Below are 22,913 nucleotides of genomic sequence, written 5' to 3'. Positions count from 1 at the left end.
GGCACGATCGACGGCGCGGAGCCGCGAGCCCGGCCCTTTCGGGGTGGGGAGGCCGACGGCAACGGGAGTGGGGGTTCACGGTGCGGACGCATTTCGATCCGGAGGAGACCGAGGAGTTCGAGTCGGCCAAGGACCTGCTGGTCCGTCGCTGCCTCGCCTGGGCGGACGAGCGCGGCACGCGGGCCGACGAGGCGATGCTCGCGGCTGTCCTGGACGCGCGCCACCGCAGCCGTGACGGGCGGCTCGCCTACTGGGACACGCGACAGGTGCGGCGTTTCCTCCTGGAATGGATCCCCCGGCACCTCGCGGCCGAGCGCGAGACCCTCGCCGCCGCGCCGGAGAACCTGCTCACCCTCCTGCGCTACCTCACCGCGTCCGGCCTGCGCGACCCCCGGGGCGCCTCCCTCGCCGAGCTGGAGGCGGCCGTGGCCGAGGCCGAGGCGGAGTTTCCCGCGGCGCTCGCCGACCCGGCCCGGCAGGGCATCGGGAGGCTCTGGGCGCAGACCGCCCTCGACAACGGCTTCGTCCTCGACGACGAAAAGGAGATGGCCCGCTTCCAGCGCGATGTCAGCAGCGGCCGGATACAGTTCGACGCCGACGTGATCGAAGCGCTTCTCCAGGCCGAGTTCGGCGGCGCGGGACCCGACGACGATCGGGCCTTCTCCCAGTGTCCCATCGCCCTCCCTCCCGCCGCCGAGCTCGCCGCCGACGCCGCGAGGAGCGAGATCGTACGGCAGCTGACCGCCCTGACCGGCTGGGTGGGGAAGGAGGGGCGCCCTCTCACCAAGACCGGAGACCTACGGGCAGCCGACGTCCGAGAGCTGGCGGAGCTGCTGGGCACCGGGGAACGGGATCAGCGGGCGCACGACTCCGCGCAGACGCCCCGGGTGAGCCTCCTGCTGGCCTGGGCGAAGAAAGCGCGCCTGGTACGAGTGCGCAAGGATCGCCTGGTCCCGGTGGCCAAGGCCGCCCCGCTCCTGCGTGACCCGGAGGCGCTGTGGCTGCGCGCGTTCGAGGCGGTCTTCGAGCTGGGCACCGCGATCTGCGCACCCAACTCCGGGGAGTCCGGCTTCTCGATGCTCGTCACGGCGTTCGACGAGCTGCTGCCCGACGTGCTGAACACCATGTACAGCCTGCCGGCCCCGATCCCCGTCGCCCGGCTGCAGGAGACCGTATGGCTCGCCTGCCAGGAATACTTCCTGCTCGACTTCGCGGAGAACGGCTCTCGTCAGGAGGTCTGGCGCCGTCGGGTCGACGAGGATCTCCTCGGGGTGTTCGACGTCCTTTCCCGCCTCGGCGCCGTCGAGACGAGCCACGGCGTGCCCGACGAGCTGTACTCCAGCGACCTGCGTCCCGGCTTCGTCGAGGGGATCGGCGAGCTCACCGAGGAGGACCTGCCCTTGCCGCCCGAGGCGTGCGCCCGGCTCCTGACGCGCCTCGCGGAGCCCGGCCCGCTGGTATGGCTGACGCCCCTGGGCACCCGAGCCGTCCGCGAGCGGCTGCTCGCCGACGGCCGGGACGCTCCCCTCATCGGGGAGCTGGTGGACGTCGAGGCGGGCGAGCTGCTGGGGGTGATCGCCCAGCACTACACCCAGGAGACGGCGCTCGCCGAGCTCGAAGGCTGGCTGGCGGCGCACGGAGGTGACGTCGAGCCGCTTCTGGACGCCATCCGCGCCTGCCCCTTCCGCACCCGCGCCTCCGCCATGCTCTCCGTCCTGGCGGAGTCGCTCCCTGAGGGCCGGTCGATACGGGCGAGCCTCCGGCACGACCCGGCGCTGGGCCCCCTCGTCCTCACCGCCCTCCTGGAGACAGGAGAGCTGGGCCCCGAGGATCTCACCGCCCGCGAGCACTCGCTGCTCCTCGCCGAGGGGATGGTCATCCTGCTGGAGCTGGGCGGCCCCGAGGCCGTCGTGGAGCAGCTCCGCGAGTCGGCGGGCAGGGACGCGCCGGAGTTCGTCGCGGAGGTGCTGGATTCCGGGCACCCCGCGCGGGAGGCGCTGGAGGAGCTGCGCGTGCTGGTGTACGAGCCGATGCTGGCCAGGAGCGCCCGGCTGCGGCTCGTGCCCAGCCCGGCGCCCGGTTCACGGGGCCGCCCCAACGGCCGCGGCGGGAAACGCCGCCACTGACTCCCCGCCCCGCCTGCACCACCACGGTCACCGGCACCAGGAACGGGACGCTCGTTGTCCGCTCCGGCGTCACCCGCCTGAACGACGCCCGGATCAACGGCGGGGTGACCGTCTTGGCGGGCACGTCCCTGGTGGTGACCGGCGGCACGATCAACGGAGCGGTCAGCGTCCCGCCTCCGTGTTCTCAGAGACCGTCCCGACCGCACGACCGGACACCGTCCACGGTCACCCCAGGCACCCGGGGCACTCCCGATGTCTCGCTCACCTTCACCGCAGCACGAGCGTGCCGTCCGGTTCGAGGCCGACGCGTGACCCGAAGTTCCGGCTGACCCGGTCGAGAACCCCCCGCAGCCATTCGGAGTCCTCCTCCGAGGCGTGCTGGAGCCGCATCCGGCGGGCCCGCAGGGGCACCATCCGCAGACCGGTCAGGTGGCCCGAACCGGGCTCCACCGACGCGAAGTACAGCAGCCGCAGATCGTCCCGGTACTCCTCGTAGCCGGCGATGCCCTCGTAGTCGTCGACGAGGTCACCGCAGCCGTACAGGACGAGCCGATCCCGGTAGACCTCGACAGGCCGGGGATGGTGCGAGGAGTGCCCGTGCACCACGTCGACCCCGCCGTCGACCAGCCGGTGCGCGAAGCGTGTCTGCTCCCGAGGGACGTGGTAGCCCCAGTTGGAACCCCAGTGGATGGAGACCACCACGACGTCACCGGGACGCTTGACCCGCCGTACCCGGTCGGCCAGCTCGGCCGCGGCGGCCTCCGACAGCTCGGGCACGAAATCGACCCCGGCCCGGTCCGGCGCCGCCGCCCATTCCGGCGGGACACCACTGGACTCCGTCCCGCAGGCGAAGACCAGGACCCGCCCTCCCCCCTCCGCGGGGACGACCGCCGGTCGCCTCGCCTCGCCCACCTCCCGGCCGGCCCCCACCGACCGCAGCCCCGCCCCGGCGAGGACGTCGAGCGTCTCCTCCAGCCCCCGTCGGCCGAAGTCCATGACGTGGTTGTTCGCCAGCACGCAGGCATCGGGCCGGGCGACCGCCAGGCAGGGAAGGTTGGCCGGACTCATCCGGTAGTTCACGGCCTTCCCCGCCGCGAAGTCGTCGCTCCGGGTGACGCTCGTCTCCAGGTTCACCACCCGGACCTCCGGCGCGACCTCCGCCAGCACCCGCAGGGCATCCCCCCACGGCCAGGAGAAGCCGACCGGCCAGGGAATCCGGCCGTTCGCCGCCTCCGCGAGATCAACGTAGGTCATGGCGTCCTGGACATACTCCTCCCGCAGCGTCGGGTCACCCGGATGAGGAAGGATCTGATCGACGCCGCGGCCGAGCATGACGTCCCCACCGAGGAACAACGTCACCGGATCGGTACGCACACCTCCAGGCTAGGCGGCCCTCGCCCGCCGGTCACGGACGTACCGCCGACTCGCACACCGTTCCGGCGGAAAAGGACGGCCGGGACGTGCCAAGTCCCGCACCCGGCTCACGGGGCCGCCCCAGCGGCCGCGGCGGGAAACGCGGACACCGACAAAAGCCCGTATGCGGATCACGTCACCGCCGGACCCAGCGGAAGCGTGTACTCGATCGAACGACGTTCGATCCCGAACCCGGCGCGGGTGTAGATGCCGAAGGCCCCGGTCGGATTGTCGGCGTCCACCCCCAGCCCGGCCTTGTCGTACCCCTGCGCGCGGAAGGCGTGCAGCGCGTGCGCGAGCAGCGCGCTCGCCACCCCCCGGCCCCGCCACTCGCGCAGGGTGCCGATGATCTGAATCCACGCCTCGCGGACCCCGGTCGCCTCGGTGTCGGCCTCGAAATAATGGGTGAGCAGCACACCCACGCTCTCCCCCGCCGCGTCCAGCGCGACGAAGGAGCTCTCCGGCCGGAACACCTTCACCCCGACCAGGGTGTTCCGCCAGGACTCCGCCGTGTGCTGGACACTCCCCCAGTGGTCGACGAACGAGCGGTTGCGCACCTGGAGGACCGCGTCCTCCAGGTCATCCCGGTAGGTGACGATCCGGAGCCCGTCCGGCGGCGAGACCTCCGGTAGCTCGGCCCCCAGGTCGCGGACCATCCCGTAGAACCACCGGGCCGGCTCCATCCCCGCCTTGGAGGCCAGCGCCCGCAGGCCCTCGTTGCGGCTGTCCACCTCGACATGGAGTTCGAGCGGCTGCCCGGGGAACCGCCGCTCGTGCAGCACCGGCGTGTTGCCGATCGCCCACTCCAGCAGGTGCCTGCCCAGCCCCCGGCGCCGATACTCCGGACGCACCCCGCCCCACATGCTCATCCGATGCACCGGCTGAGCCGTGGCCCGGCTCATGGTCATCCCGTACGCGACCAGCCGGCCGGACTCCCACGCCGCCAGCGTGCCCTCGACGGGATCGAGCAGCGGGTTGGCGAGCTCCTCGGCGAGGTCGTCCGCATCGACCCTCCCCCCGACCTGATCGACCTCGTCGATCGCCGCCAGCAACTCCGCCCACGCCTCAAGGTCGTCTTTGGTCAGCGGAACCCACTCGAAGGTCATGGCTACCGAGCGTAGAAGCAGGCCACTTTCTCCGGCCACCCGTTTTCCCGCCGCCTCCCCGCGGCCGAGTGGCACCCTCCCGTGCTCGGGATTCTCCGTACTCCGGGTGGATCGAGCATGGAGAACCTCCGCCCAGACGCCCGCGGTGACCCGTCTTCGAGCAACCGCGCCCACGGACAGCCGTCACCGGGGCCCGGCCGTATTCGAGCCGCCTCCGGGTAGGGTGCCGCTGTGGATCTGGACGTCATCCGGCGCGGCCTCGACGCGCTCCGCGAGTACGACACGGACCTCGACCTCTTCGGTGCCCGCGAGCACCGTTACCAGCTCAAGCCTCCGCTCGACCAGGCCACGCTGGAGTCTGTCGAGACGCGGATCGGGGTGCGCTTTCCCGCCGACTACCGCACGTTTCTGACCCGGCTCGGCAACGGCGGCGCCGGCCCGTACTACGGGGTGCACGGGGTGCGGCCGGACGACTCCTGGACGCGGCTCGGCCCGTTCCCTTTCACGGAGGAGTGGGAGCCGCCCACGGACGACGAGGGCTACGACGACGCCATGGAAGCCGCCTTCGAGGGACTGCTGCCGATCTCCGAGCACGGCTGCGGCTACCGCTCCCACCTCGTCGTCAACGGCCTCGCAGCGGGCCAGGTCTGGGGCGACTGGACATGCGTCGGCGAGGCGCTCGCCCCGCAGGCCGAGTCGTTCGGCGCGTGGTACCACGACTGGCTGGAGGCTTCGCTGCGCGAGGTGCTGAACGAGCGGATCGCGGCCACCGTGCGCGACGAAACCGGCTGGAGCGTGGACCGGCGGTTGCTCAGCCTTCTCCCGCCGCCGCTCGCCGACGGTGACGAGCGGCCGGAGGTGAAGGTCCCGCGGCTGGTCCGCCACGCCTACCTCGCCCTGTACGAACGCCGCGACGGCGACGCCCGCGACCTCCTCGCCCAGGCCCGCGCGGCCGGTGCCGAAGGAGACCACGAAGCGGTGCGCCTCGCACTCGCCGAGGCCGTACTCCTGCGCGAGGAAGGCAGGATCACCGACGCCCTGACCACCGTGGAACACGCGATCCCGCGAAACGGCTGGTGGTACGACAGGTCGTGGCTGCACCGCCTGCGCGTTGAGCTGCTTCTGACACAGAATCGGCTGGGCGACGCGCACACGGCGACCGAGGAGCACATCGCGCGCTGCCCCAACGACGACTTCGGCTACGTACGCCGCGCCCTCCTTCGGGTGCTGGCCGGTGACCCCTCGGCCGCCGAGGAGGTCCTGCGCGCCGACGCCCCGCTCGGGACAGGAGTCCGGTCGGCGGGCCACCCGCGTCCCGCCGACCGCACCCCCGTCGCCCTACGGCTCCGCGCCCGGCGCCTGGCCTGGGAGTGCCGCCGCTGGGAACACGCCACCGCCGCACCCCGCTTCGACGCGATCGCCACCGGCTGACCGGACTCCGACGGCAGTCCCCGGCCCTGCGATCCGTGGTGTCATCCTCGGCGGGTCATCCTCACCCTTCGAGGTAGATCTGCCCGAGGAAAGCCCCCCCGCTCGGCCCGCTTGGCCTCCGCGATCTGAAAAGCAACCGACTCCCCACGGAGCAGGAGATGTTCAGACTGGCGCAGCGGAACGAAGCCATCATGTAGTCGCCGTGTCCGCTCAAGAAGACCCTGGCCCTGACCCTGGAGCACAGCGGATACAAAAACCCCCAGCCAAGCGCTTGGTTCACATTCATTCGGCAGGTGCGTGGCCTTTTTTGAGAAGTAACCGGTGACCACGGTCAGAGATCAGGGTGATGGTTGGGGAAGACCGACACCCACGGTTGCGGGGGAAGATGGACGCCGGCTTTCTGGTGTGGCCTGTCGGCCGGAACAGGGCACTCGGACACGGACAATCTTGGTGGGCAGTGCGAACCCGACGGCCTTTCCGGGGTTCCGATGGCGCACATCCGGGTCAGATAGGCCTTCGTGCCCAGCCGCAAGAACGAACCCAAGGACTTCGCTGAGGAGATCTTCCAAACCCTGCTGAGCACCGATCATACCCAGCTGGGCGGGCCGATCTTACTGGTCTGGGATAGTTTGCCCGAGCACGTCAGTACCCCGATGCATGAACGGATCACCGCGCACGAGGACTGGCCGCGGGCCTCCTGGCTGCCACCGTACGCGCCCGATCTCAATCCGGCCGAGGGAATTTGGTCGGCACTACGCACCAAGCTGTTCAACTTCACCATCGGCGACATCGACCAGCGCCAGCCCGATCAGAAGTCGGCTCGAACCCATGCAGTACCGTTCCGCCCTGCTCAACGGGTTCATCGCCGCGACAGGTCTCACGCTCGACTCGCTGCAACCTCCGACTTTCACCCCAAGTAGACTTAAATCTCTCATTCTTGAGATTATAGGCAGACCGAAAATTCGAAGCGGATAGATTTATGTATAGGTTTCCTCACTCGCTTCTACGTCGTGAAGCCATGCCTTGTTCGTTTAGTATGGCCAGCCAGCGGAAGCGACAAAAAGGATGATCTATGTCGGCTGGCTGGTATCGCAGGCGAGGCGCACACGAGCCAAGTGTTGAGGATCACCTGAAAGCACTGCTTCCGTATCTGATCATCATTTTTGTGGGAGTTGCAATTGGCTGGCTCGCCGACTCCAAATACAGCGGGTGGAACTTTGATAATTGGGTCGACCTAGGGTACGGAACATTCGTGGCGCTCGGCCTGACATTCATAGGTAGAAGACAGCAGTCCATGCAAGAAGCTCTTGCCAATCTCCAGCTACGCGAGAAAATCGGCGTAGTTGAAGGTCACGCGCTACGTGCAGGATGGAACACGGAGCCATTATGGTGCATATATGTGGCGTCAGACGCCAGGGCTGCAATGCATCTGTTTCATCTAGCCAGCGATCGACAGCGTACCGACATGCTCAATGCCATTTCTTTGGCCTATGAAGCTATGACCTACTACAAGGCCTACCAAAGATTTTCCGGTGTCGACCATGACTGTGTCCTGGCCGGCACTGAAGCACTTCTGGAAGAAATGGACGGTCTAGTGAGCAGGAGGGCCACGGAGGGGCGCACGGCTTTCCGTAAGGTTTCCGAATTTCATACGCACCTTTTGACGAACTCTACAAGTTCAATCGGGCCGGAGAAGTTCTCTCACAACGAGACCGTCAAGGATGCCGGAGATTAGTCGTTGACACCAGAAGAGTTTGAGATTCTGTTCCGTCCGTCCATGCGCGTCCTCTTTGACTGGGGCAGGCTGAAGAATCTCCACCTCGGCATTCATGTTGAAGTAGTGCCGGATGCAGATAAAGCATCTGGCTGGTACGCACCCTGGTATACGGTCGAGGAGCAAGCCGAAGATTATGCGAGACGAGAGCCTCCCTTTCGCTTCGGTGACGCACTGAGGAAGCCTGAGACCGTGTCGAAAAGGCGGCTCTCCAAAGCTGCCGCTATTGCCGATGCTCACAGAAAACGACCTCAGGTGATGCTCGTAGCTGCCTATGATTTTGGTTCCGGGACAATCGTGCTTGATGGAAATCACCGTGTTCTGGCAGCCCTTTTGCACTTTCCCCAGAACCCGATCATGGCCGTAAAAATATCCGGAGGAATTGATCCTAAAATTCTTCCCGATCTGGCTAACGTCGACCTTCCTTAATCTTTAAACCGCGACGGCGACGCCCTCTGATCACCTCGTACGCCGTCGACTCACCACGTACTGAGGGTAAACGCCGGGGGTTACGGCGAGTCGAGCGTGAGACCTGTCGCGGCGATGAACCCGTTAAGTCGGAGTGTGACCCGTGCGGGCCCGGGTGCGGCCCTTGGGCGGTCTCGTCGGCGAATCCTGGAATTCAACTCGACCGCTTGGGGCGTCCCGGGCGGTGGCGACATACAGGCCACGTTCGGCCAGCTCCGCGGCAGCTCGGCCATGGCCGCGGTTGGCACCGGTGACGATAGCGACGCGTCGAGGTTCGGGCACGCTCACACTGTCAGAGTGGACAACCGCTGGTCGAGGTCACTTCGGCGGGTGTCCTTAGGGAGGCGGTCACGAACGGCGAGCAGCTTGCCGATGTTGCGTTGGGAAGGAGCCTGCTCGATCAGCGGTACCGCTTGGTGGAGCAGGTCGGCGGCCTGGTCGGCGTTGCCCAGGCCATTCTGGACCCGGGCACGCCTGATCAAGTAAGTGGCATAGTCTCTGCGCCGGGTCGGAGAGAATCCCGCTTGGGCCTTCTCCAGGTGGGAGTCAGCGAGTCGCAGGTTACCCAGGTCGAGGTGACACACGCTGACGTGGTCGTGGAAAGCCCCCTCATCGAACCACCCCACCCATGAGGGATCTTCGTCGCGCGTGCCGCGCTCGAACTGGGTGTCGGCGATTCCTATGAGGCGATGGGATTCGGTCGTGTCGCCCACGGTCGCATAAGCCGAGGCCAGACGTACGGCCAGCATGCTGGCGGTACGCGGCGTCACGTCCCCTGCGCTCGCGTAAGCGGTCCGGGCGATGGCCAGGAAATCGGCGAACTTCCCGAAGTCATAACACTGCAGCGCTATCGACTTGAGGATGTTCGCGCCCACCGCGCGATCGCCGGCCGCGTGCGCGGAATGGACGGCTGATACCCAGTAGCGCTGAGCCGCGGAGTGCAGGCCCGCGTCGAACGAGGCGAAACCGGCCAGGCGGCCGAGTTCGGCGGCCAGACCGTGAAGACGTTGGGCAACGGCCGGGGTGTAGGAGGACTTCTCCATCACCTCGACGACCATGCCGAGCTCGGCATCGAGGAGCTTGCGGGCGTGTTGGCCGCCGTAGTTGTCTCCCAGCAGGCGCAGGCGGGGCAGGCCCGCCTCGATCTGGGCCACGAATTCTCCGGTGATCCGGCCGCCGCGCAGCACGGACATGAGCTGGGTCGGTTCGACGTTGAGCCAGTCGGTCGCGAACGCCGTCAGGCTCATTCCGGTCAGTTGCATGAAGCCGCGTCGGTCCATCATCGCCTTCTCCAGCGCTTGGTTGAGAGCGAGCATGCTGCCCGCCTGGTCCCAGGAGAAGTCGACGCTGATGGGGTCGCCGACCGGCAACCAGTCGGGCCAGGGGTGCGTGATGAGCAGCTCCTCGCCGACACCGAGCTCGGCTGCCAGGGCGAGCTGCGTGTCACGATCGGGCGTAGTGCCCCAATGCTCCCAGCGCCACGCCTTCTCTCTTCTTCGCGCCATGTTGCCGACTCGCCTGGCAATTATGGTCACCAGATCCTGGTAGGTCCATCCGCGTTCGGCACGGATGTAACTCAAAGGATGAACGAAAACTCCGCCGGGCTGCGGGGGCACTCGTCCGGACATTCGCATCTCCTCCTTTCTTGGACTGTAAATCCGATTAATCCACCCGCACAGGCCGCGCCGGGCCTCCAATCGGCCGGACAACCTTGGACAACGAGAATCGCCTGTTCACGAGGTGGGTAACGAGGTTTTCTTGAGGCCATCGGGTCCGACCTGCCACCATCACGCTACTCTCCGCAATCGATCCATTACAAGCGGGCGAGCAGAAAAAGATATTCCGCGAACGCACCAATGAGAAGCGTCTCAACCCGCCTTAGCCGACCTACCGAAGCCGGTTCCCGTCCGCCGGTTAAACGTCTCCATTTCCCACCCGTTAGGAGCGACCATGCTCACACGTCCCAGGCCCCGGTAGGCACGACAAACTCCACAACCACTTCCGGAGGAAGGAAAGCGATGACCACACCACAGCGGCTGCTCGATCCCACGACATCGGTGGAGCAGGCCGGAGCGACCGTCGCGAGCGTCCGCGAGACGTTCCCGATGGTTCCGGGCGCAGGGGCAGATCCTCCCGAGCGGCGAGCAACCCTCCACAGCCGGGTCTCGGCCATGGATGCTGAGATTCGCCCGTGTTCCCGACCGCACACAGGCCACGCGGGTCTCCGAGACGTTCTACGACGACGAGCGACAGATCTCTCTTCAACTGGGTGGCGGCCTGCCGCCCTACATGGCCACGAACAAGCCGACCGTCGTCGACGGTGACCCGAGCAACCCGCCGAGCCTGGACGAAGGTCCGAAGGACTGATGCCGAACCCCATCCTGGTGCTGGCCGAACGGGGAGACTGGCCGACCGACCGCGTGGTGCACACCCTCACCGAGCGGGGTGCGGAGGTGTTCCGGATGGATACCGCGGAGTTCCCCCAGGACGTGGCGTTGGACGCGCGGATCGGCGCAACCCACTCCTGGGCGGGTTCGCTGGTCACCGCTCACCGTGATGCCGACCTCAGCCGCGTGCGCGCGGTTTATTACCGCACCCCCACGGCGTTCCGGTTCGACGCCGGGATGAGCGGGCCTGAGCGACGGTTCGCCGCCGCTCAGGCCCGCTCGGGCTTCGGCGGAGTTCTCACCGCTCTGGAGTGCCGACGGGTTTCCCATCCGGCCGCGATGTCCCGAGCGGAGTACAAACCCGTGCAACTCGCCATGGCCCGCCGAGCCGGCCTCCGCATACCGGAGACACTCATCACCAACCGACCTGACGTGGTACGTTCCTTCGCCGAGCACGTCGGCGGCCCGATCGTGACCAAGCCGGTCGCCTCGCCAATGCTGATCGAAGGCGACTGTCTCAAGACCGTCTACACCCGTCGCCTGACTCCCCCGATGCTGGAGGACCTGACGGGCATCAAGACCACCGCTCACCTGTTCCAGGCGTGGGTACCCAAATCCCATGAGGTACGACTGACCGTCGTCGGGGAGCGCCTGCTCGCCGCCGAGATCCACGCGGGCAGCGAAACCGCACATGAGGACTGGCGGGCCGACTACGGATCGCTTCGGTACAAGGTCACCGAAGTCCCGGCCGAGGTCCGCGCCGGTGTTCTCACGCTGATGAACCTGCTGGGGTTACGCTTCGGAGCGCTGGACTTCATCGTGGATCCGTACGGGCGGTACTGGTTCCTGGAGGTGAACCCGTGCGGCCAGTGGGATTGGATCCAGCACGCCACCGGCCTGCCGATCTCCGAAGCCATCGCCGACGAGCTCCAGGGAGTCTCCGCATGAACACTCAGCAGCCGCTCCCACCCGAGGTGCGACGCAGACTCGAGGCGATGGTCGCAGGGCTGAAGCAGAGCGGAGCATTGGTCTCCCCACGCTGGGTGGACGCGTTCACCCACGTTCCCCGGCACGTGTTCGTACCGCACCTGTTCACCCAGGAGATCGACGGACGGGGGATCACGGTGTGGTGCCCCCTGGACGGCGGCGACCGCGAGGCATGGCTGGATGCCGCCTACAGCGACACCACCCTGGTCACCGCCCTGGACGAGGACACCGTCGAGCCAACGGACAACGGCGGGATGACCGGGTTCGCCACCCCTTCCAGCACCGCGCCGTCCCTGATGGCGCGCATGCTCGAAGATCTCCGGGTGGAGGACGGGCAGCGGCTCCTGGAGGTGGGCACCGGCACCGGTTACAACGCCGCGCTGCTCAGCTACGTACTGGGCGACCAACGGGTGCACTCCGTTGACATCCACCCAGCCCTGGTCGAGGCCGCCCGAGAACGACTGGCGTCGGTCGGGTTCAAGCCCGCCCTCGTCTCCGGCGACGGACGCCACGGTTTCCCGGAGCACGCCCCGTACGACCGAATCATCGCGACCTGTTCGGTGACGGCCGTCCCGCGGGCCTGGCTGGAACAGACCCGTCCGGGCGGGGTGATCCTCACCGACGTCGCATCCGGCATCGAGGGCGGTCTCGTCCGTCTGAGCGTCGGCGAGGACCTGTGTGCCGAAGGCCGCTTCACCCCCACCACCGGCCGCTTCATGCCCTCCCGCCATGGCGAACGCACCTACGAGCAGCCGCGACGGCCCACGTACGCACCTGTCTCGGGGACCAGATACAGCATGGTGAACGCGGCGGTGTCCAGACCAACTACGCCTTCCGCCTACTCCTGGGAGGACTGCTTCCCGGCTTCGAACTGGTCCACCACCACAACGACGCCACCGGCGCACTCGCCCTCCAACTGCAGTGACCCGACGTATCTTGGGCCCGCGCCCCACTGTCCGAACACCTTGCAGAGGGCACCGTCACGTGGGGCGGCGCCCACGACATATGGCAGCGAGTGCAGGGGGTCTGACGATGGTGGACCGACCATGGCCAGCCGGACCACACCCGATTCGGAATCACCCCGACATTCACACCACCTGCATGTGGTGGCAGCCTCGCGACGAAGACGAGCGTGTTCCGATCGACACTCTGACCATCTGACAGCCACTTCGACCGAGCGCCGGGCCCTCGCAAGTGGGACTCGTCCTCACCGCGATCTACCACAAGGGATAGCGTTCGGTTCATGAGTGAGAGCCAGGCGGCCGTGTCACCAGCTGAGCAACCGGGATCTCTCTTCACCCTTGAGAGCACCAGGATCACGCTTCTGCGAGCATGCGCACGAGTCGGACTCGATCCATCGAACGCCCGGCTGATCCGACTCGGAGAGAACGCGGTCTACCGCCTGGCTTCACCCGTAATCGCACGCATCGGCCGAACGACAGCGTACGTAGATGACGCGCGAAAGGAAGTCGCGGTGGCCGGCTGGCTGGCCGTCGGAGATTTCCCCTCTGTCCGCGTGCTCCCTCTCGATCAGCCTCTTATCGTGGACGGGCGCGTCGTCACCTTCTGGGAGTCGATCTCTGAGACTGAGGACTATGCCTCACCTGCTGAGCTGGGCACCCTGCTCGCCAGGCTCCACACGATGAAGGCACCGACGGGACTTCGGCTCCCCTCGTTAGAACCCTTCGCACGGGCAGAACAACGAATCGCGGACAACAACTGGTTCAGCCCGGAAGACGCCTCGTTTCTGCACGAGCGACTGGCCCAGCTTCGTGAAGAGTACGCGGCGCTGAATTTCGAGCTTCCCCAAGGCGTGATTCATGGGGACGCGAACGTGGGCAACCTCATCCGCGACCGCACTGGCCGCCCGGTGCTGCTCGACCTGGACGGTTTCGCGCTGGGGCCTCGCGAGTGGGATCTCGTCCTCACCGCGATCTACTACGAGCGCTTCGGCTGGCACACCGCTCAGGAGTACGACGCCTACACCCAGGCCTACGGCTTCGACGTGATGCGCTGGCCCGGCTATCGGGTCCTGGGCGACATTCGGGAGTTCCTCATGGTCACCTGGCTCAGCCAGAAGGCAGATCAGGACGAACAGGCCGCCGCAGAGGTGCGCAAGCGGATCCGGACGTTGAGGACCGGTGCCGACCGAAGAGATTGGCAGCCCTGTTGAGCCGTCGTCATCTGCTGGCACAGAGAGAAATCCGCCGCCCGTCTCGTCCAAGTGGGGCTGGAAAGTTCAGGGACGTCGGAGTTCGCCGCGTGCGATGCCTTCGGTGAAGGCGTCGTACTCGGCGTCGGTGAACAGGTGCGGGGCCTTCTCCGGGTTCTTGGAGTCGCGCAGGGCCACGATGCCTCCGTCCAGGAAGGCGACCTGGACGCAGTTGGTGCCGCCGCTGCTGAGGCTGCTGGTCTGCCAGCGTGCGTTACGGAGCTGGGTCTCGATCCAGGCGGCGTTAAGGCTGTTCTTGTTCACGAGAGATCCTTAGCGATCGTGGTGAGCAGCGGTAGCGATGCCTTCGGCGACAGGGCATCGGACTTCAGTAGGTCACTGGCGGTGCGGTAGAGCTCGACGGTCTCGGGCTCGTTCAGGTGCAGGGAGGCACGCAGGGACTCGACACACACGAGGTCGCGGCCGGCGGGAAAGGACATGAGCATGAAAGGGCCGTCCATCCCCGCATGCGCTCCGGCGGAGAACGGCAGGACCTGGATCGTGATGGCGGGGTTGGTGCGAGCGAGGTGCATCAGGTGCTCGACCTGGGCTCGCATGCAGGATCGTCCGCCTACTTCCTGCCGCAGCAGCCCTTCGGGGAGTACCGTCCAGATCTTCAGTGGGGGTCGGCGCTCCAGCATGGTGCGCTGATGTTCCAGCCGTAGCGCTACGAAGTGGTCGATGTCTTCGGAGGTTTTCCAGACCCTGCTGCCTTCGGTCACCGCGCGGGCGTATTCCGGGGTCTGGAGCAGGCCGTGGACGGCGAGAGGGTTGAAGACGAACAGGCCGCTGGCGTTCTCCACCTGGGAGAGGTAGTCGCCAAGTGGGTCGTCGACCACGCCTCCGTAGCGCTGCCACCAGTCGGCTTCACCGGCCCGGCGTACGAGGTCGCGGAGTTCTTCCCGCAGGGCGAGGTCGGTGATGCCGAAGACCTCGAAGAAGTGGGGAAGCTGCTGGATCTTGAGCCCCTGTAGTCCGTTCTCGATCTTACTGACCGTTGAGAGGGACTGGTAGCCGAGGTGACCGGCCGCTTCCTCCTGGGTCCAGCCGAGGGCTTCACGGATGCGTCTGAGTTCCGCACCCAGGCGCCGACGTCGTGGGGTGGGTTCGACGGGCATGGCCACCTCCTTCCTCGTGGGGAGCGTAGTGCTCGAAACAGCTTGAGGAAACGCCATCCTCCTCAGAGGAAAGACTTTCTTCCAGGAATGACTTGCCTGGAGGGAGCTTCCACTGCATCATCAATGCGTGACAGCTGTGAGTGTTCGCACAGTCACAGAAAGACATGACCGCTGGCTCTGTCCGCACGCCTTCGTGGAGACATCCCGTATGCGCCACCGGTCCTGGAAGCACCGTCGATCTCAGGCTTTCCCACCGGGGCAAAACCAAGCGAACCCGCCGAGTACCTGTCGGCCTGCCCCCAGTCTCACCCGTTAGGAGCAACGATGCTCATCGAGCGCGTTCCGGACCCCGGCGAGTGCGGCAGACCTCACAACCGCTTCCGGATGACCGCCTGGTGCTTGCCCTCCGGCAACGCGCCCCGCCGCGCCCGGGAGCTGTTCCGCGACCAACTGGCCAAACAGCTCCCGGACCTCGACGTGCTCGACGACCTGGAGATCGTCGTCTCCGAACTCGTCACCAACGCCACCCGTTACGCCCCCGCCCCCTACGAACTACGCCTCCTGCACGACCACAACCTGCCCGTCCGCGCCGAAGTCGTCGACGCCGGAGCAGGAACCACCCTCATCGACCACCTCCTACGCCGCCCACCGACCATCCCCGAACACCTCGACGACCTCGAACCCGGCGGCCGAGGTCTGCGCATCGTCACCGAACTCACCCACGGCCACTGCGGCACCCAATGGACCCGGCTGTGCGGCACCGGCCAACTCGGCACCGCCGTCTGGTTCGACCTGCCCACCCGACCCCACCAACCCTGACTTCCAGACCTCCGGGCAGCCAGGATCGTCCCCCGATCCCCCTGACCCCGGAGCCGGCCCACGCCCACCACTCCCCCCTGCCGAGCGTGGGCCGTACCCAGAGGCCGGCGTCCACGGACCCGATCCCACCCCCGTCCGGGACGCCGGCCTTTCCACTCCCACCACGACGGAAAGCACCGGTTCTCATGGTCGTACCAGCAAACGACCCCGTCCGCTCCCGAGGCCGCCGCCGCCGCGGAGCGGACCCCGTATCCCACCTCCTCGATCCGGGACCTGCGGCGAGTAGGGACAATGCCACCGACCTGGCCCACGACCTGGAAGCTCGTCATCCCGGATGGGTCATACTCTGGCGCCGCTGGGCCCGCCGTTACTGGGCCTTCCCGACCTGGCTCCCCAATGCCCCCGGCCCCATCGAAGCCAGAAACGTCCAGGACCTACTGGCCCAGATGAATGACGTGCACGACCAAGGGAGCAAAGACCCCAGATAGAAAAGGCCGAAGGGACGGCACAACACTTTCCCGGGAGCACTGACGCCGACGTGGAAGCAGCCCCTCTCAGACCGATAAGTTGCGGAATGTTGCGCTATTTCGCGGAGGGCAACTCCTGGGCAACTGACGTGATGATGTGGCGCGCGACCTTCCCATGGACGGCGACGCTCGCGAGGTGACCGAACATGCGCAAGTACAACTTGACCTCGGAAGGGCGAGTCACTTCGATGTTCGCGGTCGGTGTCTCCAGGCACACCAGTTCGTCATCGAAGATCCAGAAGCCGGTGGAGGACACACAGGGCCGCTCGATCATCATGGGGATGATGCCGAGCGAGACCGTTGGCAACGACATGACGGTGAGCAGGCGGTCGAGTTGTCCGGCCTGCACTTCGGCCGTACCGAACCACGTCCGCAGGGACTGCTCCTCGATGAGCACGCTGAAGTGCTTGCCCGCCTGGTAGATGATCCGCTGACGCTCCATGCGGGCGGTCACGGAGGCTTCCAGGTCGTTCGGGGTTTCGAGAAACGAGATCCAGAACGAGAGCATCGCGGCTGCGTAGTCGGCCGTCTGAAACAGGCCGGGGATCACGTTGTGCTCATAGATCCGAAACAGCGAAGTCTGCTCGTACAGGGGAACATGCACCTGCATCAGGCGCTTCATCCCGGCATGCGTCTGACGCCGGAACTCCTGGTACATGGACTGGATCGACCGAAGGGTGGCGATCAGATCCGGGGTCTGGTCCTCGGTGTCGCAGATTCGACACCAGATCCGGAGCTCTTCCTCAGTGGGGGTCTTGCCGCCGTGCTCCAAGCGACTGACCTTGGTGTAGTGCCAGCCCGCTTCGGCCGCCAGGGCACGGCCAGTGAGGTTGGCGCTTGTACGAATCTCACGAAGGCGCCGCCCGAGAGCTTCGGCGGCCTGCCGGGCGGGGCTAAGTTGGCGTGTACTCACTGTGGGGGATCGCGAATTTCCAGACGGTCTCAAAAGCGCTCTTGCATAGTGCTATGTGGCCCGGATCGGTAGACGCCACCTTCGCTTCTCCCAGGCCGTTGCCAGCGTAGTGGAGGAACACCGTCAGGCGGTCGTCGAACAGGTAGAAGTCGTTGCCCGGTAGGGGGACCGACGAGACCAGACGTCGAGGAACCCAGCGGATGTCCTCGCCGGCTTCGACCATCGGATGAGCAATGCTGTACGACCAGCGCTGATAGTCACTTAAGGGCTCCGAGACGATACGTGCCCTTCGTATCGTCTTGCCGGTTTTCGCGTGTTCGCGCAGTGTGGAGCACCAGCCCTGCAGCCACTCCAGGTCATCGGGTTCTCCAGCCGCCCACTTGGCCATGTAGGGCAACTCCACCGCAGTGCCGTAGGCATCCCGCATCTCCAGGTGGACAGCGCTGTGCTCGAAGCCGACCAACAGCTCCTCGAACGCGTCGTCAGAGATATTCATGAGCCTGCCGGCGCGAAGAACTGAAGCATTCGATCGGGGATCTCACAGGCGACCTCCCCCTCGGGGATGTCCATCTGGGCGAGGGTTTCCGGGTCGGTGACAACCCAGCCCTGGACCACCCAGCTACCACGGTCGGTTCGGTAGACGGTTGGCGATCCGGTCGGGTTACTCTCGGGATCTTTACCTACGAACGTTAGACGCATGATCGGCTCCCCCACTCTCATAGTGCGGAATGTTGCGGACCTCTGAGGCGGTCGTGGCTCCCTCACGCAACATCTTCAACCTTCGTGGACCGGCTTGTCAGCCGATCCCTAACGTCGGAGCGAAACGATCCCATCACACGGAGGTGTGCTCATGGCACCCGACCTGTACGGAAGAACGGACCTGTCCACCGCAGAGTTCACCCGCATCCCTTGCGGCGGGTCGAACGACGACGACGGCGAGGGAGAGGCGTGCCCGGAGATGGCCGTCGTCGGTGACGGTGTCTTCGCCCTGCGCGACAGCAAGAACCCCGGAGCGGGGACTCTCTTGTTCGACGGTGCCGAGTTGGCTGCTTTGCGCGACGGAATCGGCAGCCTGATCTAGCACCACCACAATACGGCCTTGCCTGTGGTGCCACAGGCAAGGCCGTTAGTTGTATAGGGAGAGGACCAGTGCATCATTTTCACGGATATACATGGACAGGCCAGGCAGCGCCATACTTAAACGGCGAAGGCATCCGCAGACCGTTTCATCCGGAATTTCGATCTTCCCCCCTTCCGCCGATGAGATTGTGCGACTGGCTACTCAAACCGCGCAACCGCATCGTCATCTCGTTCGACCAGGCCAACGACGCCGCGACCTGGCTCGTTGACCAGTACGACATCGCTTGCCCCTCGTTCCATCTCCCCGATCAAGAGGCGAAGATCGGCCGAGCGCACCGACATCTGGGAGCGACGGAGGTACTCCCCGGTGGCACCGATATCCAGTGGGGATTCCATCTCAAAGGGGAGCGCTTTGTTTCGATAGGGGTTATCTGCTGCCCGAACAAGCACGCCCCCGACTACAAATGTCCGGCAGGTCAGTAGTAACTGACATTGGCGGGATCAACACGGGTTTAGCTTCCCGCCGCAGCCCGTGTCACGGAGACTATAGGCAAAGAAGAAACGGGAAGAGAAGGATTTCTTCTCGGTGGCCGAACGAGAGGCCGCAGATCACCGACAAGCATCGCCGCCGATCGATCGCCGACGTCACGTACATGGTCATTGGCTTTCAACGCAGCCTGGACCTCAACACACTGGGCATCACGGCACCTTCCTTACCCATGTCCGCCTACTGCGCGGTGACTTGAAAGCGGCGGTCGACACGGGCCAGGCCGCGCTCACCCGACTCGACGAGGTCCAGTCGATCCGCGCACTCACCTACCTACGCCGCCTGCGCCCAGCCTTCGCCCGTCGCAGCCGCTCCCCGGCAGTCGCTTCACTCCTCCCCCGCCTCGAAACCGCACTGGCCCAGACATGATTGCCACCCGTTTCCTCATCCGCCCCCGTCCTTACGACCACCCGGACGCCACCCGCCTGGTCCGCGCCCTCTTCGACGACCAGCAGGGGCGCTACGGCTACGCCGACCCCTTCGAAGCCGACCCCGCCTCCTACACCCCACCCCACGGCCTGTTCCTCGTCGGCTACCTCAACACCGTCCCGGTAACCTGCGGCGGCTACCGCACCTTCGACGAACACACCCGCACCATCGAGATCAAGAAGATGTACACCGTCCCACGCCTACGCGGCCTGGGCCTGGGCGAACGCATCCTGACCACCCTCGAAAACCACGCCGCACAGAGTGGGGCACAGCGCTCCATCCTGGAAACCGGCGTACGCAACACCGCAGCTCTCGCCCTCTACACCGGCATCGGCTACCAACCCGCCGCCCGCTACGTCAACGGCCGCGACCCGGCCATCAACCGGGCGTTCATCAAGGAACTCGCCAGTTCCACCCCCTCGGCCCAGCTTCCAGCGCGTTAAACGGTCGGCTGTTCCTTCATCCACTGCTGTGCAGGTCGGCCACTGGCGGGCGACACATTGCGTGACCTGCGTCTCCTGTCCGAGGCAACCAAGTCCTGCCAGTGACTCACAACTGATCCACAAGGTCGGCTGAGGATCATGGTTCGTGTCCGACGACAAAGGAGATTCACATGAACAAAAAGCGCACAGCCGCAATGATCATGGCCGCGTTCTTCGCAATCGGTGCCGCGCAGCTCATCGGCGCCGGTCCCGCAGCAGCTGCGACCCTTGACCACGGGAGTGTTTGGTCGATTTATCCCGACCTCGACCCCATCGACTGCGACACCCACCCGCACCACTGTCGCTGATCTGGCCGCTGGGGCTGTTTCATAGATTGATCTTCGTGTGACCTGCGGCTGAGATCCTCATCGTGCGGGTCGCGGGGATCTGACAGATGAGCAGTGGGCGGCGCTGAGGCCGCTGCTACCGGGTACGGTCGGGCGGGAACGTCCGACCGTATGGCCGAAGCGGCGACTCATCAATAGCGTGCGCTGGAGGATACGGACGGGTGCGCCGTAGCGGGACATGCCCGATGAGTACGGTCCATGGCAGACGGTCCACGGGTTGTTCCGGCGTTGGCGGTGTGCGGGCACCCGGGCGGCGATTCTCACAGCGTTGCAGGCTAGGGCTACAGACGGTCCACGTCCACAGAGACGGTGTCCTTCGCCTCCGAATAGGTCTGGAAGAGAAGGGCTGAGGGGCCGAGATCATTCCGGACAGCGGAAAAATTCATATGCTTGGCGCAGGATGGTCGGTAACCGGCCCCGTTGTTCCGGCTATGACGATTGCTGTCTTCCTACGGCTGTCCTGGGACGAAGCAGGCTCGCCGCGCGAATTCAACCTTTACCTGGTCGACGAGGACGGCGAATCGGTTACGACACCGTCCCCGGAAGGGGGCAGGCCGATTCAGTTCGGCGGAAGTGTCGGATTGGACAAGGCGGCGCAGGTGGAAGTCGATGAAATCCTACAGAAGACGGGCCTGCAGACCAGCTTCACAGTGAGCGTGCCGCCTCCCCCTTGAGTCCAGGTCAGCATTACAAATGGATCTTCACCGTGAACGATGAAGAGCTGTCCAGCATTCCTTTCAGCGTACGACCTCTTCCAGAGGACTGACATCGCCTCCCCCGTGGACCCCGATTTTGGCTCCACCACGCCCCCGCCCCATCGAAGCCGGAAACGTCCAGGACCTACTGGCCCAGATGAACGACGTGTACGACCAAGGGAGCAAAGGTCCCAGCCAGGAAGGGCCGAAGCGACGGCACCACGCTTTCCCCGGGAACGCTGGCGCTGACGTGGAAGTGGCCCCTCATCCAGGCCGATGAGCTTCTGGGATCCACTCCTCGGTGTCGCAAATCCGACACGAGATCCGGAGCTCTTCCTCGGTGGAGGTCTTGCCGCCGTGTTCCAAGCGGCTGACCTTGGTGTAATGCCAGCCCGCTTCGGCCGCCAGGGCACGGCCGGTGAGGTTGGCGCCCGTACGAATCTCACGAAGGCGCCATCCGAGAGCTTCGGCGGCCTGCCGGGCGGGGCTAAGTGAGCCCGTCCGGAAGTTCGTCGGGGGTCAGTGGTTGAGGTAGAGATCGCAGGCGCAGTCGAGGGCTTCTTGGGCGGTGCCGATGGGTAGCCCGGCCGGTACGCCCCTGCGACCCTGTTGAATTTCCAGGCGCATGACATGGCCGGAAGCCCCCCTGCGCTCGGGCTCCTGCACAGCTGTCGATGTACCGTCTAAAACGCATTGACCGGTAGCATGTAAACGTCTAAATTCATGTTCAACAGGATATTTCCGCGAGGCGACACGAAGAAGCTACCTTCATCATCCCGAACGATGGTGAACCAGTGAGGAGACCGCGTGCAAGAACGCTTCGGAAGCAAGTCGGCGATCGTCGCACTGACCGCTCTGACCCTGGCGGTGTTCATCTACGTGACCACCGAGTCGCTGCCCATCGGCCTGCTCCCCCTGATCGCCCAGGATCTCGGCACCAGCCCGTCAGCGGTCGGGCTCCTGGTCACCGGATACGGCCTGATCATCGTGCTGGTGTCCCTGCCGCTCACGCGACTGACTCGCCGGCTGCCCCGGCGGCGGCTGCTGTGCGTTTTGTTGGGCATCTTCGTCGTGGCGACCTGCCTGTCAGCCATGGCGGGGAACTACTGGCTGCTCATGGGCGCCCGGATGGTGACAGCGTTGAGCCAGGCACTGTTCTGGGCCATCGTGACGCCCGCCGCCGCCGGCCTCTTCCGGACCGAGGTGCGCGGCCGGGCCCTGTCCATCCTGTACGCCGGCGCCTCCAGCGCCGCGCTGACCGGCATCCCGGCCGGCACATGGCTCGGCCAGCAGACCAACTGGCGGGTGGCGTTCCTCGCGCTCAGCGGCCTGGCCCTGCTCGTCCTCGCCACGATCGCGGCCGTCCTGCCCGACACGCCCGCCGGGCAGGGCGCGGCGGACCGGGGCAGCGCGCCCGACCGCGGCCGGTACCTGTCGATCGTGGCCACCACGGCGGTCGCGGTCACCGGCGCGTTCACGGCGTTCACCTACATCAGCCCGTTCCTGAGCGACGTCAGTGGCTTCACCGAGTCATCGATCGGCCCGCTTCTGCTGGTACGCGGGATCGCGGGCCTGACCGGAGTGTTCATGGTGGGCTACCTCGTCGACCGCCATGGCTGGAGCACCATGACGGGGCTCATAGGCCTACAGACGTTGGCGCTCGCCGGGCAGTACGCGTTCGGCGCCTCCCCGGTCGGGGCCGTCATCGCGATATCCCTGTCCGGCTTCACTCTCGCAGGCCTGACCGCCGTACTGGGATCGCGGGTGCTCGTGTACGCGCCGGGCGAGTCGGTCATGGCGAGCGCCGCTACCTCCATGGCGTTCAATGTGGGCATTACCGCGGGCGCGTTCCTCGGCAGCGTGCTCCTGCCCGGTCCGGGCGTGCGCAGCACGGCACTGGCCGGGGCGCTGCTCAGCCTGGCGGCGTTCGCCATCGTTCTCGCCGAGCCGTTCCTGTCCAGCCGACGGAAGGGCGCACCGGCCATGGCCGCCGCCCCCCTGCCCGAGGGCGCCCGAGTCACGTGATCCAATACTCAACGCACCAAACCGTGC

The 22,913-nt window shown here is 66.0% G+C and carries 24 protein-coding genes and 2 pseudogenes; 17 read left to right on the top strand and 9 right to left on the bottom strand.

The features are described from left to right. The first annotated feature begins 80 nt into the window (after nucleotides 1-80). The gene (locus tag ABZ664_RS02085) at nucleotides 81-2,126 is read left to right on the top strand and encodes a hypothetical protein (protein ID WP_362501741.1); all 2,046 of its coding nucleotides are present in this window, start codon (nucleotides 81-83) and stop codon (nucleotides 2,124-2,126) included. Between the two features lie 267 nt (nucleotides 2,127-2,393). Here ABZ664_RS02085 and ABZ664_RS02080 read toward each other — a convergent pair whose 3' ends face one another. Both ABZ664_RS02080 and ABZ664_RS02075 read right to left on the bottom strand, forming a co-directional pair. After that, the gene (locus tag ABZ664_RS02080; RefSeq protein ID WP_362501739.1) at nucleotides 2,394-3,500 is read right to left on the bottom strand and encodes a CapA family protein; all 1,107 of its coding nucleotides are present in this window, start codon (nucleotides 3,498-3,500) and stop codon (nucleotides 2,394-2,396) included. A gap of 170 nt (nucleotides 3,501-3,670) precedes the next feature. Then, a complete protein-coding gene (locus tag ABZ664_RS02075; protein WP_362501737.1) occupies nucleotides 3,671-4,645 on the bottom strand; it encodes a GNAT family N-acetyltransferase in 975 nt (324 codons plus the stop codon). A gap of 231 nt (nucleotides 4,646-4,876) precedes the next feature. Between ABZ664_RS02075 and ABZ664_RS02070 the strand changes: the two genes are divergently transcribed. The 4 genes from ABZ664_RS02070 (at nucleotide 4,877) to ABZ664_RS02055 (ending at nucleotide 8,279) form a co-directional block, all read left to right on the top strand. After that, complete coding sequence (locus ABZ664_RS02070) at nucleotides 4,877-6,076, top strand: SMI1/KNR4 family protein (protein ID WP_362501735.1); 1,200 nt, start codon at nucleotides 4,877-4,879, stop codon at nucleotides 6,074-6,076. Between the two features lie 518 nt (nucleotides 6,077-6,594). After that, nucleotides 6,595-6,996 (top strand): transposase, encoded by a 402-nt coding sequence (locus ABZ664_RS02065; protein WP_362501733.1) that lies wholly within the window; start codon nucleotides 6,595-6,597, stop codon nucleotides 6,994-6,996. Between the two features lie 152 nt (nucleotides 6,997-7,148). Further along, complete coding sequence (locus tag ABZ664_RS02060; RefSeq protein WP_362501731.1) at nucleotides 7,149-7,811, top strand: hypothetical protein; 663 nt, start codon at nucleotides 7,149-7,151, stop codon at nucleotides 7,809-7,811. 3 nt (nucleotides 7,812-7,814) lie between these two features. Then, nucleotides 7,815-8,279, top strand: coding sequence for a hypothetical protein (locus ABZ664_RS02055; protein ID WP_362501729.1), 465 nt, complete (start codon nucleotides 7,815-7,817; stop codon nucleotides 8,277-8,279). Nucleotides 8,280-8,602: 323 nt separating this feature from the next. Here the strand turns inward: ABZ664_RS02055 and ABZ664_RS02050 are convergent, their stop codons facing one another. Beyond that, nucleotides 8,603-9,898 (bottom strand): hypothetical protein, encoded by a 1,296-nt coding sequence (locus tag ABZ664_RS02050; RefSeq protein ID WP_362501727.1) that lies wholly within the window; start codon nucleotides 9,896-9,898, stop codon nucleotides 8,603-8,605. A gap of 595 nt (nucleotides 9,899-10,493) precedes the next feature. On the opposite strand from ABZ664_RS02050, the gene ABZ664_RS02045 reads away from it, so the two are divergent. From ABZ664_RS02045 to ABZ664_RS02030, 4 genes are read left to right on the top strand one after another with little or no spacing between them, the layout of a single operon-like run. After that, a complete protein-coding gene (locus ABZ664_RS02045) occupies nucleotides 10,494-10,685 on the top strand; it encodes a hypothetical protein (protein ID WP_362501725.1) in 192 nt (63 codons plus the stop codon). Then, nucleotides 10,685-11,653 (top strand): ATP-grasp ribosomal peptide maturase, encoded by a 969-nt coding sequence (gene tgmB, locus ABZ664_RS02040; protein ID WP_362501723.1) that lies wholly within the window; start codon nucleotides 10,685-10,687, stop codon nucleotides 11,651-11,653. The genes ABZ664_RS02045 and tgmB overlap by 1 nt, the downstream gene beginning before the upstream one ends. Beyond that, on the top strand, nucleotides 11,650-12,939 hold the full coding sequence (locus tag ABZ664_RS02035) for a methyltransferase domain-containing protein (protein ID WP_362501721.1): 1,290 nt from the start codon (nucleotides 11,650-11,652) through the stop codon (nucleotides 12,937-12,939). Before tgmB ends, ABZ664_RS02035 begins: the two co-directional genes overlap by 4 nt. Beyond that, nucleotides 12,936-13,865, top strand: coding sequence for an aminoglycoside phosphotransferase family protein (locus ABZ664_RS02030; protein WP_362501719.1), 930 nt, complete (start codon nucleotides 12,936-12,938; stop codon nucleotides 13,863-13,865). Before ABZ664_RS02035 ends, ABZ664_RS02030 begins: the two co-directional genes overlap by 4 nt. A gap of 66 nt (nucleotides 13,866-13,931) precedes the next feature. Here ABZ664_RS02030 and ABZ664_RS02025 read toward each other — a convergent pair whose 3' ends face one another. Together ABZ664_RS02025 and ABZ664_RS02020 are read right to left on the bottom strand one after the other, a co-directional pair. Further along, nucleotides 13,932-14,168 carry a DUF397 domain-containing protein gene (locus tag ABZ664_RS02025; protein WP_362501717.1) on the bottom strand — a complete coding sequence of 79 codons (237 nt, stop codon included), beginning with the start codon at nucleotides 14,166-14,168 and terminating at the stop codon, nucleotides 13,932-13,934. After that, nucleotides 14,165-15,022 carry a helix-turn-helix transcriptional regulator gene (locus ABZ664_RS02020; RefSeq protein ID WP_362501715.1) on the bottom strand — a complete coding sequence of 286 codons (858 nt, stop codon included), beginning with the start codon at nucleotides 15,020-15,022 and terminating at the stop codon, nucleotides 14,165-14,167. Before ABZ664_RS02020 ends, ABZ664_RS02025 begins: the two co-directional genes overlap by 4 nt. A 324-nt stretch (nucleotides 15,023-15,346) precedes the next feature. On the opposite strand from ABZ664_RS02020, the gene ABZ664_RS02015 reads away from it, so the two are divergent. Continuing rightward, nucleotides 15,347-15,841 (top strand): ATP-binding protein, encoded by a 495-nt coding sequence (locus ABZ664_RS02015; RefSeq protein WP_362501713.1) that lies wholly within the window; start codon nucleotides 15,347-15,349, stop codon nucleotides 15,839-15,841. 582 nt (nucleotides 15,842-16,423) lie between these two features. On the opposite strand, the gene ABZ664_RS02010 is transcribed toward ABZ664_RS02015, so the two are convergent. The 3 genes from ABZ664_RS02010 to ABZ664_RS02000 are packed head-to-tail and all read right to left on the bottom strand — an operon-like array spanning nucleotide 16,424 to nucleotide 17,980. Then, nucleotides 16,424-17,281 carry a helix-turn-helix transcriptional regulator gene (locus tag ABZ664_RS02010; RefSeq protein WP_362501711.1) on the bottom strand — a complete coding sequence of 286 codons (858 nt, stop codon included), beginning with the start codon at nucleotides 17,279-17,281 and terminating at the stop codon, nucleotides 16,424-16,426. After that, nucleotides 17,262-17,777, bottom strand: coding sequence for a DUF6879 family protein (locus ABZ664_RS02005; protein ID WP_362501709.1), 516 nt, complete (start codon nucleotides 17,775-17,777; stop codon nucleotides 17,262-17,264). The genes ABZ664_RS02010 and ABZ664_RS02005 overlap by 20 nt, the downstream gene beginning before the upstream one ends. Further along, complete coding sequence (locus tag ABZ664_RS02000; RefSeq protein WP_362501707.1) at nucleotides 17,774-17,980, bottom strand: hypothetical protein; 207 nt, start codon at nucleotides 17,978-17,980, stop codon at nucleotides 17,774-17,776. The genes ABZ664_RS02005 and ABZ664_RS02000 overlap by 4 nt, the downstream gene beginning before the upstream one ends. A 151-nt stretch (nucleotides 17,981-18,131) precedes the next feature. Between ABZ664_RS02000 and ABZ664_RS01995 the strand changes: the two genes are divergently transcribed. The 6 genes and pseudogenes from ABZ664_RS01995 (at nucleotide 18,132) to ABZ664_RS01970 (ending at nucleotide 20,840) form a co-directional block, all read left to right on the top strand. Further along, entirely contained in the window at nucleotides 18,132-18,362 is a 231-nt protein-coding gene (locus ABZ664_RS01995; protein ID WP_362501705.1) for a DUF397 domain-containing protein, read from the top strand. A 68-nt stretch (nucleotides 18,363-18,430) separates the two neighbouring features. Continuing rightward, a complete protein-coding gene (locus ABZ664_RS01990) occupies nucleotides 18,431-18,844 on the top strand; it encodes a hypothetical protein (protein WP_362501703.1) in 414 nt (137 codons plus the stop codon). A gap of 429 nt (nucleotides 18,845-19,273) precedes the next feature. Beyond that, nucleotides 19,274-19,780, top strand: a complete 507-nt coding sequence (locus tag ABZ664_RS01985; RefSeq protein ID WP_362501701.1) for a GNAT family N-acetyltransferase — start codon at nucleotides 19,274-19,276, stop codon at nucleotides 19,778-19,780. Between the two features lie 170 nt (nucleotides 19,781-19,950). Further along, a complete protein-coding gene (locus ABZ664_RS01980) occupies nucleotides 19,951-20,127 on the top strand; it encodes a hypothetical protein (protein WP_362501699.1) in 177 nt (58 codons plus the stop codon). Between the two features lie 79 nt (nucleotides 20,128-20,206). Further along, nucleotides 20,207-20,401 (top strand): annotated as a pseudogene (locus tag ABZ664_RS01975) (transposase); the annotation flags it as partial. A gap of 196 nt (nucleotides 20,402-20,597) precedes the next feature. Beyond that, nucleotides 20,598-20,840: a hypothetical protein gene (locus ABZ664_RS01970; protein WP_362501697.1), complete on the top strand. Its 243-nt coding sequence runs from the start codon at nucleotides 20,598-20,600 to the stop codon at nucleotides 20,838-20,840. Nucleotides 20,841-21,125: 285 nt separating this feature from the next. Here the strand turns inward: ABZ664_RS01970 and ABZ664_RS01965 are convergent. Continuing rightward, nucleotides 21,126-21,314, bottom strand: a pseudogene (locus ABZ664_RS01965) (helix-turn-helix transcriptional regulator); the annotation flags it as partial. 354 nt (nucleotides 21,315-21,668) lie between these two features. Between ABZ664_RS01965 and ABZ664_RS01960 the strand changes: the two are divergent. Then, the gene (locus tag ABZ664_RS01960) at nucleotides 21,669-22,886 is read left to right on the top strand and encodes an MFS transporter (RefSeq protein ID WP_362501695.1); all 1,218 of its coding nucleotides are present in this window, start codon (nucleotides 21,669-21,671) and stop codon (nucleotides 22,884-22,886) included. Nucleotides 22,887-22,913 lie beyond the last annotated feature (27 nt).

The sequence above is a fragment of the Streptosporangium sp. NPDC006930 genome, assembly GCF_040635605.1.
Lineage (GTDB): Bacteria > Actinomycetota > Actinomycetes > Streptosporangiales > Streptosporangiaceae > Streptosporangium.
This window is presented reverse-complemented; position numbering and strand designations above follow the sequence as displayed.